This is a genomic window from Pedobacter foliorum, assembly GCF_013266735.1.
Classification (GTDB): Bacteria; Bacteroidota; Bacteroidia; order Sphingobacteriales; family Sphingobacteriaceae; genus Pedobacter; species Pedobacter foliorum.
The window spans coordinates 143,743-160,777 of the sequence record NZ_JABSNU010000010.1 but is presented as its reverse complement, the minus strand read 5'-3'; the positions used below and the strand labels follow the sequence as shown (position 1 = coordinate 160,777).

18 protein-coding genes are annotated in these 17,035 nt (G+C 36.2%); 6 read left to right on the top strand and 12 right to left on the bottom strand.

Annotated features, from left to right (window positions below):
* The first annotated feature begins 21 nt into the window (after positions 1-21).
* A complete protein-coding gene (locus HQN83_RS18785; protein ID WP_173092241.1) occupies positions 22-2,553 on the top strand; it encodes a ligase-associated DNA damage response DEXH box helicase in 2,532 nt (843 codons plus the stop codon).
* Positions 2,543-3,184, top strand: coding sequence for a ligase-associated DNA damage response endonuclease PdeM (pdeM, locus tag HQN83_RS18780; protein ID WP_173092239.1), 642 nt, complete (start codon positions 2,543-2,545; stop codon positions 3,182-3,184). Before HQN83_RS18785 ends, pdeM begins: the two co-directional genes overlap by 11 nt.
* On the opposite strand, the gene HQN83_RS18775 is transcribed toward pdeM, so the two are convergent.
* The 4 genes from HQN83_RS18775 to HQN83_RS18760 form a co-directional block, all read right to left on the bottom strand.
* Positions 3,181-3,792: a hypothetical protein gene (locus tag HQN83_RS18775; RefSeq protein WP_173092237.1), complete on the bottom strand. Its 612-nt coding sequence runs from the start codon at positions 3,790-3,792 to the stop codon at positions 3,181-3,183. The two genes, pdeM and HQN83_RS18775, sit on opposite strands and share 4 nt — an antisense overlap.
* Before the next feature lie 223 nt (positions 3,793-4,015).
* Positions 4,016-5,284 carry an adenosylmethionine--8-amino-7-oxononanoate transaminase gene (gene bioA / locus HQN83_RS18770; protein ID WP_173092235.1) on the bottom strand — a complete coding sequence of 423 codons (1,269 nt, stop codon included), beginning with the start codon at positions 5,282-5,284 and terminating at the stop codon, positions 4,016-4,018.
* On the bottom strand, positions 5,281-5,721 hold the full coding sequence (locus HQN83_RS18765; protein ID WP_173092233.1) for an NUDIX domain-containing protein: 441 nt from the start codon (positions 5,719-5,721) through the stop codon (positions 5,281-5,283). The genes bioA and HQN83_RS18765 overlap by 4 nt, the downstream gene beginning before the upstream one ends.
* Positions 5,718-6,695 carry a cation diffusion facilitator family transporter gene (locus tag HQN83_RS18760; RefSeq protein ID WP_173092231.1) on the bottom strand — a complete coding sequence of 326 codons (978 nt, stop codon included), beginning with the start codon at positions 6,693-6,695 and terminating at the stop codon, positions 5,718-5,720. Before HQN83_RS18760 ends, HQN83_RS18765 begins: the two co-directional genes overlap by 4 nt.
* A gap of 135 nt (positions 6,696-6,830) precedes the next feature.
* On the opposite strand from HQN83_RS18760, the gene HQN83_RS18755 reads away from it, so the two are divergent.
* Complete coding sequence (locus HQN83_RS18755) at positions 6,831-8,024, top strand: pyridoxal phosphate-dependent aminotransferase (protein ID WP_173092229.1); 1,194 nt, start codon at positions 6,831-6,833, stop codon at positions 8,022-8,024.
* 318 nt (positions 8,025-8,342) lie between these two features.
* Here HQN83_RS18755 and HQN83_RS18750 read toward each other — a convergent pair whose 3' ends face one another.
* Entirely contained in the window at positions 8,343-9,584 is a 1,242-nt protein-coding gene (locus tag HQN83_RS18750; RefSeq protein WP_173092227.1) for an ABC transporter permease, read from the bottom strand.
* A gap of 174 nt (positions 9,585-9,758) precedes the next feature.
* Between HQN83_RS18750 and queA the strand changes: the two genes are divergently transcribed.
* Positions 9,759-10,808: a tRNA preQ1(34) S-adenosylmethionine ribosyltransferase-isomerase QueA gene (queA, locus tag HQN83_RS18745; protein WP_173092225.1), complete on the top strand. Its 1,050-nt coding sequence runs from the start codon at positions 9,759-9,761 to the stop codon at positions 10,806-10,808.
* 114 nt (positions 10,809-10,922) lie between these two features.
* Positions 10,923-11,606, top strand: a complete 684-nt coding sequence (locus tag HQN83_RS18740) for a 2-C-methyl-D-erythritol 4-phosphate cytidylyltransferase (protein WP_173092223.1) — start codon at positions 10,923-10,925, stop codon at positions 11,604-11,606.
* Between the two features lie 17 nt (positions 11,607-11,623).
* Here the strand turns inward: HQN83_RS18740 and HQN83_RS18735 are convergent, their stop codons facing one another.
* The 7 genes from HQN83_RS18735 to HQN83_RS18705 all read right to left on the bottom strand — a co-directional run bounded on the left by HQN83_RS18735 (position 11,624) and on the right by HQN83_RS18705 (position 15,749).
* Complete coding sequence (locus tag HQN83_RS18735) at positions 11,624-12,448, bottom strand: hypothetical protein (RefSeq protein WP_173092220.1); 825 nt, start codon at positions 12,446-12,448, stop codon at positions 11,624-11,626.
* A gap of 427 nt (positions 12,449-12,875) precedes the next feature.
* Positions 12,876-13,037 carry a lmo0937 family membrane protein gene (locus tag HQN83_RS18730; protein ID WP_152542334.1) on the bottom strand — a complete coding sequence of 54 codons (162 nt, stop codon included), beginning with the start codon at positions 13,035-13,037 and terminating at the stop codon, positions 12,876-12,878.
* Positions 13,038-13,175: 138 nt separating this feature from the next.
* Complete coding sequence (locus HQN83_RS18725; RefSeq protein WP_008240955.1) at positions 13,176-13,397, bottom strand: DUF2795 domain-containing protein; 222 nt, start codon at positions 13,395-13,397, stop codon at positions 13,176-13,178.
* An 86-nt stretch (positions 13,398-13,483) separates the two neighbouring features.
* On the bottom strand, positions 13,484-14,032 hold the full coding sequence (locus HQN83_RS18720) for a cob(I)yrinic acid a,c-diamide adenosyltransferase (RefSeq protein WP_173092218.1): 549 nt from the start codon (positions 14,030-14,032) through the stop codon (positions 13,484-13,486).
* Between the two features lie 9 nt (positions 14,033-14,041).
* Entirely contained in the window at positions 14,042-14,800 is a 759-nt protein-coding gene (locus HQN83_RS18715; protein WP_173092216.1) for an ABC transporter ATP-binding protein, read from the bottom strand.
* Positions 14,801-14,850: 50 nt separating this feature from the next.
* The gene (gene gatC, locus HQN83_RS18710) at positions 14,851-15,141 is read right to left on the bottom strand and encodes an Asp-tRNA(Asn)/Glu-tRNA(Gln) amidotransferase subunit GatC (protein ID WP_173092214.1); all 291 of its coding nucleotides are present in this window, start codon (positions 15,139-15,141) and stop codon (positions 14,851-14,853) included.
* Positions 15,138-15,749, bottom strand: coding sequence for a lysophospholipid acyltransferase family protein (locus tag HQN83_RS18705; RefSeq protein ID WP_246254544.1), 612 nt, complete (start codon positions 15,747-15,749; stop codon positions 15,138-15,140). Before HQN83_RS18705 ends, gatC begins: the two co-directional genes overlap by 4 nt.
* A gap of 260 nt (positions 15,750-16,009) precedes the next feature.
* Between HQN83_RS18705 and trpS the strand changes: the two genes are divergently transcribed.
* Positions 16,010-17,008, top strand: a complete 999-nt coding sequence (gene trpS, locus HQN83_RS18700) for a tryptophan--tRNA ligase (RefSeq protein WP_173092209.1) — start codon at positions 16,010-16,012, stop codon at positions 17,006-17,008.
* The last annotated feature ends 27 nt before the right edge of the window (positions 17,009-17,035 follow it).

Genomic DNA, 17,035 nt, shown 5'->3' with positions numbered 1-17,035 from the left:
AATTTTATTCCACTCTATTCTATGAAACTTGAAAGTAGTTATGGGTATAAACAGATTATAAATTGGCTAAAACTTAATAAAAAAAAGCCTTTTAAGTTTCAAACAGATGCATGGCAATATTATGCAGAAGGTTATAGTGGATTAGTGAACGCCCCCACCGGCTTTGGAAAAACTTATTCTATTTTTTTAGCTGTGGTAATAGATGAGCTTAATAAAAGAGCTGAACAGGAAACCCTGGCTTTTAAAAGTAAGCAGAAGAAAAATACCACCGGCCTAAAATTAATCTGGATTACCCCTTTGCGATCCTTGGCTAAGGATTTAGCACGAGCAATGCGAGAGGTTTGTGATGAACTTCAATTGGACTGGATAGTTGGTGTAAGAAATGGCGATACTCCACAAAGTGAAAAGCTAAGACAGAAAAAACAAATGCCCGAAGTGCTTATTATCACACCTGAAAGTATGCACTTACTGCTCGCTCAAAAAAGCACCTTCAATTACTTCGATCAATTACAATGCATAGTGGCCGATGAGTGGCATGAATTGTTAGGCAGTAAACGAGGTGTGATGGCTGAACTGGCTATTTCAAGAATAAAAGGTTTGCTAATAGAGCAACATCCGGAAAGACTCTTAAGGATATGGGGGATATCTGCAACTATAGGTAATATGGAACAGGCAATGGACGTACTTGTGCCTTATACAGATCTCCTGAAAACCATAATAAAATCCGATATAAGAAAAAAGATAGTTATCAAATCAATATTACCGGATCATATAGATATGCTGCCCTGGGCCGGCCATTTAGGCCATAAGCTGGCAAGCAAGCTAATTCCTATTATTAATAAAAGCAAAACCACGTTAATATTTACCAATACACGCGGACAGGCTGAACTCTGGTATCAGACCCTGCTTGCTCAGGATGAAAACCTCGCAGGACTTCTGGCCATACATCATGGCTCAATAGATTATGAATTAAGAAACTGGATTGAAGATGCTTTGCACTCTGGAGTACTTAAAGCTGTAGTTTGCACTTCTTCTTTAGACCTGGGTGTTGATTTCAAGCCCGTAGATACAGTAGTTCAAATTGGCTCTCCAAAAGGTGTTGCCCGATTTTTACAACGTGCGGGGCGCAGTGGTCACTCACCGCACGAAACCTCCAAAATTTACTTTCTGCCTACTCATGCATTAGAACTTGTAGAAGCCGCGGCAATAAAAGAAGCCGCAAAAACTCAAAACATTGAAAGCAGGGAACCTATTGTAATGTCATTTGACACCCTCATTCAATACCTCGTTACTTTAGCGGTTGGCGATGGATTTGATGATGAAAAGATTTTTTTCGAGATTAAGCAAACTCATGCATTTAGGGAGCTACTTCCTCAGGAATGGAATTGGATCATGCAATTCATCACTACAGGTGGTGACAGTTTAACAGCTTATGATGAATTCAGTAAAGTAAACAAAACTACTGATGGACTTTGGAAAGTAGAAAACAGGCAAATTGCTATGCGTCACAGATTACACATCGGAACAATTGTTAGTGATGCCATGCTTAAAGTAAAATATCTGACAGGAGGTTACGTTGGTATGATAGAGGAATCTTTCATATCTCGGATGAAACCCGGAAGCAGTTTTACACTTGCAGGCAGAGTGTTGGAATTTGTAATGGTTAAAGAAATGATGGTTTTAGTTAGAAAAAGTAAACTTAAGCAAGCCATTAGCCCTAGCTGGATGGGTGGCCGCATGTCGTTAACAGCAAATCTAGGTAACCTGCTCAGGAAGAAGTATAATGAAACATTAGATAAACAACATGACGATGAGGAGCTTGATTTCATACTTCCCTTATTTGAACAACAGGCAAAGGTTTCTCATGTACCTAGAAGCGATGAATTTCTTATCGAACTAATTAATACCAAGGATGGTTACCATTTCTTTGCCTATCCATTCGAAGGCAGGCAAGTTCATGAGATCATGGCTGCATTAATAGCCTACCGACTGGGTCGCCTCCAGCCAATTAGTTTCTCTATTGCGATGAACGATTATGGTTTTGAACTGCTTAGTGAACAACCAATCCCTCTCGAAGAAAGCAATATAAAAGAGCTATTTAGCCCCACAAACCTTACAGATGATATTGTAGCGAGCATCAATGCAACAGAAATGGCAAGACGTAAATTCAGAGATATTGCCTGTATTTCTGGACTTGTATTCCAGGGGTATCCTGGCAAATATGTTGCTAACAAACATTTACAATCTTCATCATCCTTATTTTTCAACGTGTTTAGCGATTATGATAAACATAACTTATTGTTGCGTCAGTCGTATGACGAAGCATTTTATCAGCAGATTGAGGAACCCAGATTAGCAGCAGCTCTTCATCGGATACAAGCCAGTAAAGTTATTATTATGAAGACCGAAACCTACACTCCCCTATGTTTCCCAATAAAAGTTGATAGCTTAAGGGATAATATGAGTAGTGAAGAATTAAGTCAACGAATTGAGAGAATGACAGCAGAATCGGAGAAGAAGATTACAAGTAAAAAGAAAAAAAATGACCATTGATTGTAAAGGAGAGCAACTCATATTAAGTAGTGACAGGGCTATATACTGGCAAGCCAAAAAGATGCTTATCATTAGTGACCTTCACATTGGTAAGTCCGCTCATTTCAGAAAATCAGGCATCCCGGTTCCCGACTCCATAAACCTAACAGACTTGCAAAGGTTAACCGCATTAGTAGCTGAATTTAATCCTGAAACACTGTTGGTTACAGGAGACATGTTCCATAACAATATTAACAGCGATACCAATACCTTTATGCATTGGAGAAAAAGCTTTGCCCATCTTAAAGTTGTATTGATAAAAGGAAACCACGATAATTTAAAAAATGAAGATTATGATGCTTTAGGAATAGATGTATATCAGAAAGAACTTTTGGCAGCACCTTTTAGGTTTATACACGATAAACCTTCTGAAGTTGATGAATACTACAATATCTCAGGTCATATACATCCAGGTGTAATCATCTATGGAAAAGCTAAGCAACAACTCAAGTTTCCTTGTTTCTATTTTGGAAGCGATTACGCAATATTACCGGCCTTCAGTGTTTTTACCGGACTAAAAGTATTAGATTCAAAACAGGGTGATCGCTTTTACGCCATCACTCCTGCAAAAGTTATAACCATTAAAGCTTAATTAAGTAATTGGTTTCCCAAATTTTTCATCCAGGAATCAAACATATCCTGTTCAATTTTGATTACCAGTTCAGCATGTTTTTCCCAATCAGCAGAGAATGACTTAAGTTGATTTAGCATCTCCTCAAGATGACCTTCCTCTTCGAGAATAATCGATTTAACTGTCACTTTACTTCCTACTGAAGTTAAAACATCTTGATATACTGGATATAATTCGTCTGCACGAACTTCAATCGCATAGGTTACAAAAAGATAAGCAGCAAACTTTAACTCATAACCACTTAAATTAAAATGCTGTTTTAAATAGCGGCACACCGCTACATCCAAAGCATTCAAATAGAATTTAGTATCGTTAGGAGCCAGAAGCTCATCATTAGTATAAGTTTTGCAAAGATTGCCATCCAGTTTATCCAATTGCTTTTTCAAATAATAAGCATGACGGTGCTCCTCTGCTGCATGTTTAAGGATGATAAGGTTTACGTTTTCTTTATGCTCCGAAGCAGATATTTTTTTTGCACCCGCATTTTCCATATACGACAAAGTATTTAACCACTTGGCATGCAAAAGATTATCGCTCACTATATTCTCTAAAATCGCCTTAATTTCCATTTGTATATTTATTATAAATTACTTTAATATTCGTCATCCTGATAATACTCGTCTTGTCATCATTCTAATAATGTTCATCTCGTCATCCTGAATTTATTTCAGGATCTCACATATAAGACCTCACCAGCAAGTGCGGGATCCTGAAATAAATTCAGGATGACGGAAGGCATATAGGATGACAACCTTTATATTGTTTAGTGTTTCTATTTATCGTTTAGTGTTTCTATATATCGTTTAGTGCTTCAGTAATAGTTTGGTAAATATAGTCCAGATCATCATTACTGATAACATAAGGAGCTAAAATGTAAATAATATTACCCAATGGTCTCAAAATAATGCCCCGTTCCAAAAAGTAGTTGTAAAGTTTATTTCTTAACCCACTTAAATAAGAAGTATCAGTTCCTGTCTCCCACTCCAATACCAATATAGTCCCAGCCTGCCTAACATCCTTAAGCTTAGAATGATCCTTAATTTGTAAAGCAAAAGCCTCATGCTTTGCTACTACTCTATGAATATTTTCTAGAGTTTCCGGGTTTAACAGGATGTCCAAACTAGCTAAAGATGCTGCACAACTTATAGGATTTGCAGTAAATGAGTGACCATGATATAAGGTCTTAAGTTTATCTTCACTTAAAAAGGCATCAAATATTTTCTCGTTACAAGTAGTAATCCCCATTGGCATAGTGCCACCAGTAAGCCCCTTAGACAGACAGAAAATATCTGGACTAGTAGTTAATGCCTCACAAGAGAAATACTTACCTGTGCGTCCAAAACCAGTCATAACTTCATCAGCAATGGTCAATATTCCATGTTTCTGACAGGTTTCAATAAGTTGATCCAGGTAATGAGGCTCATACATTTTCATACCAGCCACTCCCAAAACCATAGGCTCAAATATAAAGCAGGCAACCTCATTAGAAAGATAATTGATCTTCGATTTAAGCTGTTCAATATTTTTCTCGTTCGGCAGATCAATAAACTCTACATCAAATAACAATGAGGCAAAAGGATCAGTAAAAATACTACGACCACTTACCGACATCGCGCCAAAAGTATCACCATGATAAGCTTCCTTAAATGCAATAATTTTGGTTCGAGGCTGCTTACTTGTATTAACCCAATACTGCAGACACATTTTTATAGCCACCTCTATTGCGGTTGAACCGTTATCACTATAAAAAACCTTTTCCTGTTTCCCGGGTAGCAATGGCAGCAAGCGCTCCGCAAGTTGTACAGCGGGCTCATGCGTAAAACCTGCAAATATTACATGTTCTAAGGTATTTAACTGTTCGGAAACTTTAGCCGCAATATGCGGATGGGCGTGTCCATGTATAGTTACCCACCAACTAGAAACAGCATCAATATATTTTTTCCCATCCTCATCAAATAAGTAAACACCCTCTCCTCGTACAATTGGGATATGTGGTAAGGCATTTTTCATCTGGGTATAAGGATGCCATATTACTTTTTTATCCCTTTCGGCTAAACTCATTGGTTTCTTTCTTTAATTAATAGTTCTACTACGGTTTTGTCTGTTTTAAAAGTTACATCGTCAGTTTTAAGATGTTCTAAACTAACCCATCTAAACGATTGCAAGGTATTTTCATCAAAATCAAACAGTTCAGTTTTAAAATTAAGCGCTAAAGGATGTAAAGCTGTTACAGTGTAATAAATGCTTAAAATTTGACTGTCGTTAAAAGAAGATTGCTCATAGAAATCTGTAGTATAAAGATGTTTCAACACTTCAATTTCAGCATTACATTCTTCCATAAACTCTCGTTTAAGTGCATCTATCAGCCCCTCCCCTAACTCTAACCCACCACCTGGGAATTTACTAAAAGTTCTTCCTCCTGATTGTTCATCACTAATCAGAACCTGGTTTTCAGCATTAATTAGTAAGCCATATACTCTTACATTAAAATAACTCATTGATCGAAGTGTTTTTGATTTTTAGTTGCATTTTCTATTGTCCACTCAATTTCACCTCTAAAGGCCTCTTCTCGCACCGGACAATCCTGCATTTTACAGTAATTACAGCAGGCTGGCAAACAAGGATCTGCATGAATAAATAGTTCAGTTTTATGGTGTGCATTCCCATTTATCAGCTTATCAATACTTGATATCTCCTGATGAACACGATTGAGATCGAAATAATAAGGAAGTGTAAAGTGACAATCAATATGCAGATCGGCCCCATACTGTTGCGCCCTAAGATTGTGAACATCTATCCATGGTTCTTTACGATTCTTCTGCAGAATTCCTATAATATCTTTTACCAGATCGATGTTGCTTTCATCCATCAACCCACCAACTGATCGCCTGGTTAGCTTATATCCATTATAAATGATATATAGACCAAGTAAAATCGAGATCACACTATCCAGCCAGTAGATTTTAGTAAGTTGTATCAAAACCACACCAACTACCAATCCGGCGCTTGTTACTGCATCCGTAAGCAGATGTTTTCCATCAGCCTCCAGTGTAATTGAATTATGCTTTTTTCCGGTGTTAATTAGGTATAAGCCAATTATTAGATTTACTACCCCAGTTACACCAATAATACTTGCGCCTTCAAAAAGTTGATAAATGGGTTTAGGATATATTAAATCGTAAGTAGATTTAAAGATGATAATTAATCCGGCTATGGTAATTAACGCACCTTCCAAAAAAGCAGAGAAGAACTCAACTTTACCATGACCATAAGGATGATTTTTATCTTTAGGGATAGTTGCCAAATAGATACTATAAAATGCAAAACTACTGGCAAGTACATTTACAATACTCTCTAAAGCATCAGTTAAAATTGCATTAGATTGAGTGATGAAATAGGCAACAAATTTTGCCAACATAAGCACTATACTGATGCATAAAGAAAGAAGTATCGCCTTTTTTTTAGGTTGCACTTTATAGAGTTTAGTCACCAAAAATACAGTTTCACTACCGAATTACATTAAAAAGTATTTTTTTTAGTTTATAATTCAGTGAGGTTCATATATTTGTCATTGCACAAAATTAAATTTGCCCACGCACAAATTATTATGACATTTTTATCCAAAAGAATCAATAACCTATCTGAGTCACAAACAATTAAAATGGCTAAGTTAGGCAGAGAGCTATCCGCAAAAGGAATAGACGTTATCAACCTAAGTTTTGGTGAGCCAGACTTCTTTACACCAAAATTTGTTAAGGAAGCTGCAAATACCGCTGTAGATGAGAATTATTCATACTATACTCCGGTTTCTGGTTACCCTGAACTTCGTAAGGCAGTTGCAGAAAAGTTATTGAGAGAAAATGGATTGAGCTACAGTTTTGATCAAATTGTAGTTTCAACAGGCGCAAAACAATCACTTGCCAACGCAGTAATGTGTATTGTAGATCCAGGTGACGAAGTTATCGTTCCAACTCCTTACTGGGTATCTTATTCAGAAATGATTAAACTTGGTGAAGGCGAAACTGTATTCATTAATGCTACAGTTGAAAACAACTTTAAAATTACAGGAGCTCAATTAGAAGCAGCAATTACTCCTAAAACCAAATTGTTCATGTTCTCTTCGCCATGCAACCCTACGGGATCTGTGTACAGCAAAGAAGAATTAGCTGATTTGGTAGCTGTTTTTGAAAAACATCCTAATATCTATATCATCTCTGATGAGATTTATGAGCACATCAACTTTGTTGGTAAACATGCTTCTATCGCTGAATTTGATTCTATTAAAGACAGAGTAATCTTAATCAATGGTTTCTCTAAATCTTATGCTATGACTGGCTGGAGAGTTGGTTATATGGCTGCAAATAAAGAAATTGCAAATGCTTGCGATAAATTACAAGGTCAAATCACTTCAGGTAGTTCATCTATCGCTCAACGTGCAGCTTTAGCAGCTTACCAAGGTGGATTAGACAGCGTAACGGAAATGGTTGATGAGTTCAGAAAACGTAGAGATATCGTTTATGCTTTATTAAAAGAAATCCCGGGCGTTAATGTAAATCTTCCAGATGGAGCTTTCTATTTCTTCCCTGAGATAAAATCTTACTTCGGTAAAACTGATGGTACTCAAACCATCAATAGCGCTGAAGATTTAAGCTTATTCTTACTGAACGAAGCTCATGTATCAACCGTAACCGGAGAAGCGTTTGGAAACAGCGATTGTATCAGAATTTCTTATGCCGCTGCCGAAGATAAACTTAGAGATGCAGTTTCAAGAATAAAAGCTGCTTTAGCCAAATTAAGCTAATTAGTAGTTAGATACTGGTATTTAGTACTTAGACTTTACTACTAATAATATCAATATCTTGAATTTAAACATAACACAAAGGCCTGTTCCAAATAATGGAACAGGCCTTTGTGTTTCTATAAAATAGTCAATCATCAAGCATGCTCCATGCATGTTGGACTAGCGAGTTTATGCTGAGGCGCCATACCTTAAAAGCTGGGCGTTCTAGGAAAAGGCCTAGGAAATTTTGTCCTTCTTCAGGGCAAAAGATTCCAGCCTTTGAGTAGTAATGCACAGTTTTTAAGCAAAAAGCGAAGCCATATTAGGAGCGGAACCTTATTACGAGCGAATCGCTTCTACAGGATCCAACCTAGACGCTGCATACGCCGGCCAAAATCCAGATATTGTTCCAATAACAAGAGACACACCTATCCCAAGAATTATGTTCTTCATAAACAAGACCATTTCAAAACCGGCTGCACTGGCGCCCAATGTTGCCAAATAAACTAGAAACAGCCCTAAAAACCCTCCTAGCAAACACAATGCTATTGCTTCAAATAGAAACTGGAGCATAATAAAATAATTTTTAGCCCCCAGAGACTTCTGGATACCAATAATATTAGTGCGTTCCTTTACAGAAACAAACATAATATTTGCAATACCAAATCCTCCTACAAGAATTGAGAAACCTCCAATAACCCAGCCGGCAATGTCAACCATATTAAACATCTTATCCAGCTGATTAGAGGCAATAGTACTTTTATTCAAAGAGAAATCATCCTCCACACCAGGTTTTAACCTTCTTATAGAACGCATCGTTCCTTTTATTTCACTTTCAATTTCTTCAAGAGAAATATGTTCAAATCCTCTTACAGTAATCGATGGGTCATACCTATCACTTTCAATATCCATAATGCCTTTTGCAAAATTTAATGGCATAACAAGATTCTTGTCCTGAGACATACCCAGAATATCTTCCCCTTCTTTTTTGAAAACACCGACTACATTCAACTTACGGCCCATCACTATTATAGATTTCCCAATTGCAGGTTCACCGTTAAACAATCCTTCTGCGACAAGAGCACCAATAAGAACAACAGGAGAACCTGACTTGCCTTCATTCTCTGTAAAATACCTACCTTCCTGAAAATCCAGAGTCCATGTTTTATTAAAATCCTGTGAAGCCGCCCTTACTCCTACTCCCTCCACAGAATTACTTCTATGTTTAATAGTACGTTCATTTGCCCATATCTCGTAAGAAAGACCTTCCGCATGCTCCAAACGTGCCCTTAACAACTCATAATCCCTTAATGAAGGAACAGGTCTGTTCATATATTTCCACCAGGGATAATCACCAAAACCTCCCCATGGCCATTTTTGAATAAATATCGTTTTAGAACCCAATTTATCTATACTTGCCTGCAGTTTCCCTCTAAAAGTATCAGCAGCAGAAAACACGAATATGATTGCAAAAATCCCAATGGTTATCCCCAGTAAGGAAAGCATTGTGCGAAGTTTATTTTGGCGTAGTGCATCAAATGCAAATCGAAAACTTTCGCCTATTAGTTTGAAAATAATCATAATTAACGTTTAGACCAAAACTAACCAAAAAGGTTACAGAAAAATATTATATAATATAAAAAATACAATTATGTTTATAAATAAAATCTATCTTGTTTATCAGGACGTAAGTTAATTGCAAAAAAGAAGATTATATTTTGTAAATTTGCGCCCTTAATTATCACATCGAAAAATATGAAGTTATCTCAATTTAAGTTTAATCTACCTGAATCATTAGTTGCCAATAATCCTTCAGAACAAAGGGACGAAGCCCGTTTAATGGTTCTACATAAGGATAGTGGCAAAATTGAACATAAAATATTTAAGGATGTTCTAAGTTATTTTGATGATAAGGATGTAATGATATTGAACAACACCAAAGTTTTCCCTGCCCGTTTATACGGAAATAAAGAAAAAACTGGTGCTACAATTGAAGTTTTCTTATTGCGTGAACTGAACAAAGAATTACGTTTATGGGATGTTTTGGTTGATCCCGCTCGTAAAATCCGTGTTGGAAACAAATTGTACTTTGGTGATGACGATTTATTAGTTGCTGAAGTTGTTGACAACACTACATCACGTGGACGTACCATCCGTTTCTTATTTGATGGAACTGATGAAGAGTTCAGAAAGAACATCGAAATTCTTGGCGAAACTCCACTTCCTAAATATATCAAGCGTAAAGCTACTGCTCAAGATAAAGAACGTTACCAAACTATATTTGCAAAACATGAAGGAGCTGTTGCGGCACCTACTGCAGGTTTGCACTTTAGCAGAGAATTAATGAAACGCCTGGAATTAAAAGGTGTTAACTTTGCAGAAGTTACTTTACACGTAGGCCTAGGTACTTTCAGATCTGTAGAGGTTGAAGACTTAACTAAACACAAAATGGACTCAGAACAGTTCATTATTGAGCAAAAAGATGCTGACATTGTAAATAAAGCTATTGAAGACAAAAGAAAAATCTGTGCAGTTGGAACAACTTCTATGCGTGCAATAGAGTCAGCTGTATCTTCAAATAGAACACTTAAGGCAGCTAACGACTGGACTAGTAAGTTCATCTTCCCTCCTTATGATTTCAGCATCGCTAATTCAATGATTACCAACTTCCACACTCCAGAATCTACCTTATTGATGATGGTAAGTGCATTTGGTGGTTACGATTATGTTAGAAATGCATACGAAGTAGCTTTAAAAGAAAAATATCGTTTCTATAGCTATGGTGATGCTATGTTGATTATATAGTTTCAGTAAGTAGTAATCAGTATTTAGCACTTAGACAGGATGTAGATAGCTTTTTGCTAATACACACTTTGTCTAAGTACTAAATACTAATTATTAACTACTAAATACTCCCTCATGAAATACTATGCCATTTTAGTTGCAGGTGGATCTGGTAGCAGGATGCAAAACTCCATAGCTAAGCAGTTTTTATTATTAGATGGTAAGCCAGTATTGATGCATACCTTGGAAGCCTTTTACCAATGTGCACTAAACCCTGAAATACTTTTAGTCTTAAACATACATCAGCACACCTACTGGGAAGAGCTTTGCAGCACCTACAACTTCACAATACCTCATCAGGTGATAAAAGGTGGGGAACAAAGATTTCATTCAGTAAAGAACGGCCTAAAAGCCATTAAAGGCAAAGGCATCGTCGCTGTACATGATGCTGTAAGACCACTAGTCTCTGCAGAACTTATTTCAAAGTCATTTCAGGTAGCAGAAGAGCTAGGCAACTGCGTTGCAGGCATTACACCAACAGATTCAATTAGAAGATTTCTAGGAAGCAACAAAAGCGAATCACTAAACAGAAACGAAGTAGCTCTGATACAAACACCACAAACATTTAATCTGGATGTATTAAGAAAAGCCTACGAGAAACCTTTTAGAAATGAGTTTACAGATGATGCCTCGGTTGCAGAATATTCAGGATTTGAAATAAATCTGATTGAAGGTGAAAGACAGAACATAAAGATCACCTACCCAGAAGATCTTGAAATAGCCTCCATGTTTCTTAGCAAAAGAAATATTTCTCAATAACAGTCCGCGGATTGAGCTTATTTGGTAAATAGAACATATTGGCCCCAAAATTCTGTCGGAAAAGCTAAGCTAAGATAGCTTGCCGTCAACGGCCAAACATAATTATCATTGTTCTTTCCGTTAACAAAAATTCTTTTTCGATCTTGGTCCACCTCGATAACTACATTACGGGTGCTCGCCCCATTAACCCTAATATTATAACTAATTTCGCTTAGGTTAATTCCTTTGTTATCCAATAATTTCAACGGGAAGGCCAATTCATAAGTATAAACTATATTGGAACTAAATTTAGATTTCACTTTAACACCAGTGTCATTAAAAACCGAAAGAAGACTATCATTAGTTAATTTTATTCCTGAAATACCAATTAGCTTAAGTTTGGAATCAATTTGACTGTTACGCAGATTAACAAAAGAGTCGACTAACACTTTATTTTCCCCAATGCTTTTGCTCACTTCTTTGAGATCCTCCAGATTTACCATCCACTTGGAATAGCCTTTTGTGTATGCAGGAAACGTAATCTCAACATTACTAGTGTCAGTTTTTATTCCTGATGTACTTACGGTAAAACTTATACCACCGTAAATAACTTTTTGAATAACATCTATCGTCCTTGCTTGAACAATTAAATATAAATTATCTTGATCGTTAGAAATCGTATAGTATAATTCCGTTTTAGGATTATAGGCTTGAAAAGCATCCTTCCATTCTGTTGGTTTGCCGTCTATCCGTGTATTAACAGGTGCTTTAATTGAATGCTCTTGAATCTTAGGGAGTTTTTGAGCGAGAATAGGCCAAGGTAAACCAAATACCAACAAAATATTTAAGATGACCTTTTTCATTTTTCAAAATTCATTAACAGAGTCGTTTAGAATAAGCCTAAACAAGATACACTATAAAATATTACTATCACAGCCAATGTTCCTGTGTGTTAATATTTTTCTTACATTTAATTCTTCAATTAAATAGATTGCAAATGGTGTCGAAATTAAATGGAATTTTCTATTTACCTCAATGCTAATTTGCTAAGTTTTAAAATGGAATTAGGTCCGAAAAAAAAACTAAAATACAGTCGTCCCTTACACCATGTTTAAAGGGACCTTGTTCGGCCCTCGTTCGACCACAGTCGAACAAAGCCCGAATGAGATACGTTCAAATCCCGTCCCACCTTCCGAACCCAAAAAAATGGTATAAAAAAAAGTGATAATGAATTTTATCATTACCACTTCTGTCTATTATTTAAAATTATAGAGTCTTATGTGAATACTATTATGCTGCTCTATTAATAACCTTTAGAATAATTGCTATAACTGCAATCACTAATAATATATGGATTAGGCCACCAACATTTGGACCGAAACCATTAAAGAAGAACCCAATAATCCATAATATTACTAATACTACTGCAACTAGATAAAGTAAATTTCCCATGACGTTTAATTTTAGGTGTATGTTTTTTGATAGATTTTAGGTTGCGTTAAACACTTCCTTGACAATACATAAACAATCATCGTTCCAAAAAAAAGAAAAGCCCCAATAATTGGGGCCTTTCTTTTTTATGAGTTGTGGTTAATATTCATCTTCGTTAAAGAAGAAATCATCCTTAGTTGGATAATCTGGCCAAATCTCTTCGATGGTTTCGTATGGTTCCCCATCATCTTCCAAAGCTTGTAAATTTTCTATCACCTCAACAGGTGCACCAGAACGTATACCATAATCTATCAATTCATCTTTTGTTGCAGGCCATGGAGCGTCTTCCAAATGCGATGCGAGTTCTAAAGTCCAATACATATTTCTTTACTATTAAGTTATTCTAAATTTATTCGCAAAAGTATAATAAAAAACCTGAGCAAAACAAACTTTTTTTTCCACTGTTTTTATAGCCTTGGAAGCCATATATTTTCTTCCGTTCCAGCATCGAAATTCAGTTTTCGTGCCAAAACAAATAAATAATCGCTTAAACGGTTCAAATAAATGGTCATTTTTTCGTCAACAAAGCTTTCGGCCGCCAAATGTACCGTTAAACGCTCTGCACGGCGGCAAATACATCTTGCTACGTGACAGTAAGAAACCACCGTATTTCCTCCTGGCAACAAAAAATGCTTCAATTCAGGCAATATCTCATTCATACGATCCATCTCCTCCTCTAGTAATGAAATATCACTTTCATGAAGATCAGGAATCTTCATCCTTGATTTTTCAGGGTCTGCCGCTAACGAAGCGCCAACCGTAAATAACCTATCCTGAATCTCTTTTAATGTTTTTTGATGATGGCTATCGATATCCTGACACATGATTAATCCAACATAAGAATTAAGCTCATCAACTGTTCCGTAACATTCTATACGCAAATGGAATTTCGGAACCCGGGTACCTCCAATTAATGAGGTTAATCCCTTATCTCCTGTTTTGGTATATATCTTCATTAAGAAATATTATACTATTTTCTCAAAGTCACTACCTATTTTCTCCAGGTTAAGAAGTCGAGGAGATACTGTTTTGACATCTTCATTCTTATAGTCCTTTTCAACCAAGCCGTCACGCATACGCACAATACGATGTGCATGTTGAGCTATATCCTCTTCGTGAGTAACCAGAATAATGGTATTTCCTTTACTATGAATTTCTTCAAGCAAGCCCATAATTTCTATTGAGGTTTTGGTATCAAGGTTACCTGTTGGCTCATCAGCCAATATAATTGAAGGATTATTTATCAATGCTCTGGCTACAGCTACACGCTGACGCTGACCACCCGAAAGCTCATTGGGTTTATGTGTCACCCTATTACCCAGGCCAACATTCTCTAAAGCTTTTTGAGCCCGCTCATCACGCTCCTTTTTAGAAGCGCCGGCATAAATTAATGGTAAAGCAACATTATCTAAAGATGTAGAACGAGGTAAAAGGTTGAAAGTCTGAAAAACAAACCCAATCTCTTTATTTCTAACTTCAGCAAGTTCATTATCAGTCATGTGGCTCACATTAATTCCATTAAGAATATATGTGCCCTTACTAGGGGTATCCAAACAACCAAGAATGTTCATTAAAGTTGATTTACCTGAACCAGAAGGCCCCATTAAGGCAACAAATTCGCCCTTATGAATATCAAGAGTAACTGATTTTATAGCATGAATAACTTCTGAACCTATGACGTATTTACGACCTATATCGCTAATTTGTATTAATGCTTTTTCCATTACTTTTTCTTTTTTAGACGATCCTTAACACCTCAATGTTACACCAGCGTTTATTTTTCTATAATTTTAGGAACAAAGAAGAAACTCTCGTTATGCTTTGCCGCATTTTTCAATCCATCTTCTACTGAAATTTCCTGCTTCACTACATCCTCTCTCCAAATGTTCTCCTCAAGGTTCATATAAACCAAAGGCGCTACACCGATAGTATCCAACTCATTCAACTTCTCCATAAAAGTAAGTATCTTATTCATGTCGGGAATCAATGTATCAACTTCTTTATCTTCAATAGCTATTCTGGCTAAATCAGCAACTTTATTTATGGTTTGCTTATCTATAATCATTTATGAGCAAGTTTACTATTTATTAAATCAAAAACCCGATCCTTCAATAAATCTGAATCGTCAACACTCAAATCTTGAGTTGTAATCGGTTTGTGGATGTAAATATCGCAAATTCCCGGACTTGTTCCATATTTTGAACCATCATCCCACATTCTTTTCCAAATATTAACCATACTTACCGGAACAATAGCTACATTTTTTTCAATGGCCAGCCTAAAAGGCCCGTTCTTAAAAGGAATTGTTTTTGGAGGGTATTGATCCTCTATCTTGCCTTCTGGGAAAATAATAAGACTCATCCCTTTTTCCAGATTATCCCCTGCTTTTTTAAACGCCCTAAAAGCCGAAATCTTACTTTCTCGTTTTACAGGAACGTCAATAGTATTAAAAAACAATTTCAACACCGGATTAGCCAGCAATTCTTCTTTACCCATAAAATGAAAACGACCCTTTGCAATTACACAAAGTGTCATAATATCAAAATTTGAGGTATGATTGGCGCAATATATATAGGTCTGATCGTTTTTCAGTTCTTCTTCAAATTTAATCCGATACACCAGGCCAATAAAAAAGCTGCAAATGAAGCTATTCCATTTTCGCAATTTATTCATCAGGTCGTAATACCTTGGATGCGTTGATGCAAAATAATAAAATGGATAAAATAAGGTTGAAAAAACCAAAAGAACAAATAAAGAATATATACGGTGCAGGTGCCTTAGAAATCTAACCATCAAATTCAAACATACAAAATTTTAGAATTCAAACCATTAAAGTATAAGAGTTGTGAAAATATTTAATCATTTAATAGAATGGGCATAAAAAAAGAAATTATAAGCAGATCGAATTAGGGTTTTTTATTAATTTCGGCCTTATGAAAGAAACGGTAGTTAGCGGCATTCGTCCAACAGGAAAATTACACTTAGGAAATTATTTTGGTGCGGTCACCAACTTTGTAAAAATGCAGTACGATTATAACTGCTATTTTTTTATCGCTGATCTTCATTCTTTAACAACTCACCCTACTCCGGGTGATTTACATGGTTACGTTAGACACGTTTTGGTAGAGTATCTTGCCTGTGGAATAGATCCTGAAGAGACAACGATTTACGTTCAGTCTGATGTTCCAGAAGTTGCCGAACTGTATTTATACCTGAATATGAATGCATATATGGGCGAATTGGAAAGAAGCACATCATTTAAAGATAAAGTAAGAACTCAGCCAGATAACGTAAATGCAGGCTTGTTAACTTACCCAACCTTAATGGCAGCTGATATTTTGATCCATAAGGCTACGAAAGTACCTGTTGGTAAAGATCAGGAACAACACCTTGAATTTACACGTACTTTTGGAAACCGCTTTAACAGATTATACAATTCAGAATATTTCCCTGAAGCATTTGCTTTTAACTATTCTCAAAACCTTGTTAAAATACCTGGTTTAGATGGAAATGGAAAAATGAGTAAATCAAGTGGTGAAGGTAACTGTATCTATTTAGCAGATAGCCCGGAAATTATCCGTAAAAAAGTATCACGCGCTGTAACAGACAGTGGCCCTTCAGAAGAAAACCAAGCTAAACCTGAAGCAATTCAAAATCTGTTTGATTTAATGAAAATAGTTTCTCCAGCTGATACTTTAGAGCATTTTGATGGATTGTATAATAAAATGGCCATACGCTACGGTGATTTCAAAAAACAATTAGCTGAAGATATGATTGTATTTAACACACCTATTCGTGAACGTATTGAAGATCTTTCGAAAGACAGTTCTTACTTACGTCAGGTAGCTAAACATGGTGCATTAAAGGCAAGAGAAAGTGCTCAAAAAACCATTAGAGATGTAAGAGAATTAATTGGTTTCAAATCATTTTAACATTAAGGGTAAAATAACTACCTTACT

Coding starts and splice junctions, on each gene's coding strand:
- HQN83_RS18735 (WP_173092220.1), bottom strand. CDS start 12,448: ATGAAAAAGGTCATCTTAAATATTTTGTTGGTATTTGGTTTACCTTGG.
- queA (WP_173092225.1), top strand. CDS start 9,759: ATGAAGTTATCTCAATTTAAGTTTAATCTACCTGAATCATTAGTTGCC.
- trpS (WP_173092209.1), top strand. CDS start 16,010: ATGAAAGAAACGGTAGTTAGCGGCATTCGTCCAACAGGAAAATTACAC.
- HQN83_RS18775 (WP_173092237.1), bottom strand. CDS start 3,792: ATGGAAATTAAGGCGATTTTAGAGAATATAGTGAGCGATAATCTTTTG.
- gatC (WP_173092214.1), bottom strand. CDS start 15,141: ATGATTATAGATAAGCAAACCATAAATAAAGTTGCTGATTTAGCCAGA.
- HQN83_RS18730 (WP_152542334.1), bottom strand. CDS start 13,037: ATGGGAAATTTACTTTATCTAGTTGCAGTAGTATTAGTAATATTATGG.
- HQN83_RS18720 (WP_173092218.1), bottom strand. CDS start 14,032: ATGAAGATATATACCAAAACAGGAGATAAGGGATTAACCTCATTAATT.
- HQN83_RS18715 (WP_173092216.1), bottom strand. CDS start 14,800: ATGGAAAAAGCATTAATACAAATTAGCGATATAGGTCGTAAATACGTC.
- HQN83_RS18750 (WP_173092227.1), bottom strand. CDS start 9,584: ATGATTATTTTCAAACTAATAGGCGAAAGTTTTCGATTTGCATTTGAT.
- HQN83_RS18740 (WP_173092223.1), top strand. CDS start 10,923: ATGAAATACTATGCCATTTTAGTTGCAGGTGGATCTGGTAGCAGGATG.
- HQN83_RS18705 (WP_246254544.1), bottom strand. CDS start 15,749: ATGAATAAATTGCGAAAATGGAATAGCTTCATTTGCAGCTTTTTTATT.
- pdeM (WP_173092239.1), top strand. CDS start 2,543: ATGACCATTGATTGTAAAGGAGAGCAACTCATATTAAGTAGTGACAGG.
- HQN83_RS18755 (WP_173092229.1), top strand. CDS start 6,831: ATGACATTTTTATCCAAAAGAATCAATAACCTATCTGAGTCACAAACA.
- HQN83_RS18765 (WP_173092233.1), bottom strand. CDS start 5,721: ATGAGTTATTTTAATGTAAGAGTATATGGCTTACTAATTAATGCTGAA.
- HQN83_RS18785 (WP_173092241.1), top strand. CDS start 22: ATGAAACTTGAAAGTAGTTATGGGTATAAACAGATTATAAATTGGCTA.
- bioA (WP_173092235.1), bottom strand. CDS start 5,284: ATGAGTTTAGCCGAAAGGGATAAAAAAGTAATATGGCATCCTTATACC.
- HQN83_RS18725 (WP_008240955.1), bottom strand. CDS start 13,397: ATGTATTGGACTTTAGAACTCGCATCGCATTTGGAAGACGCTCCATGG.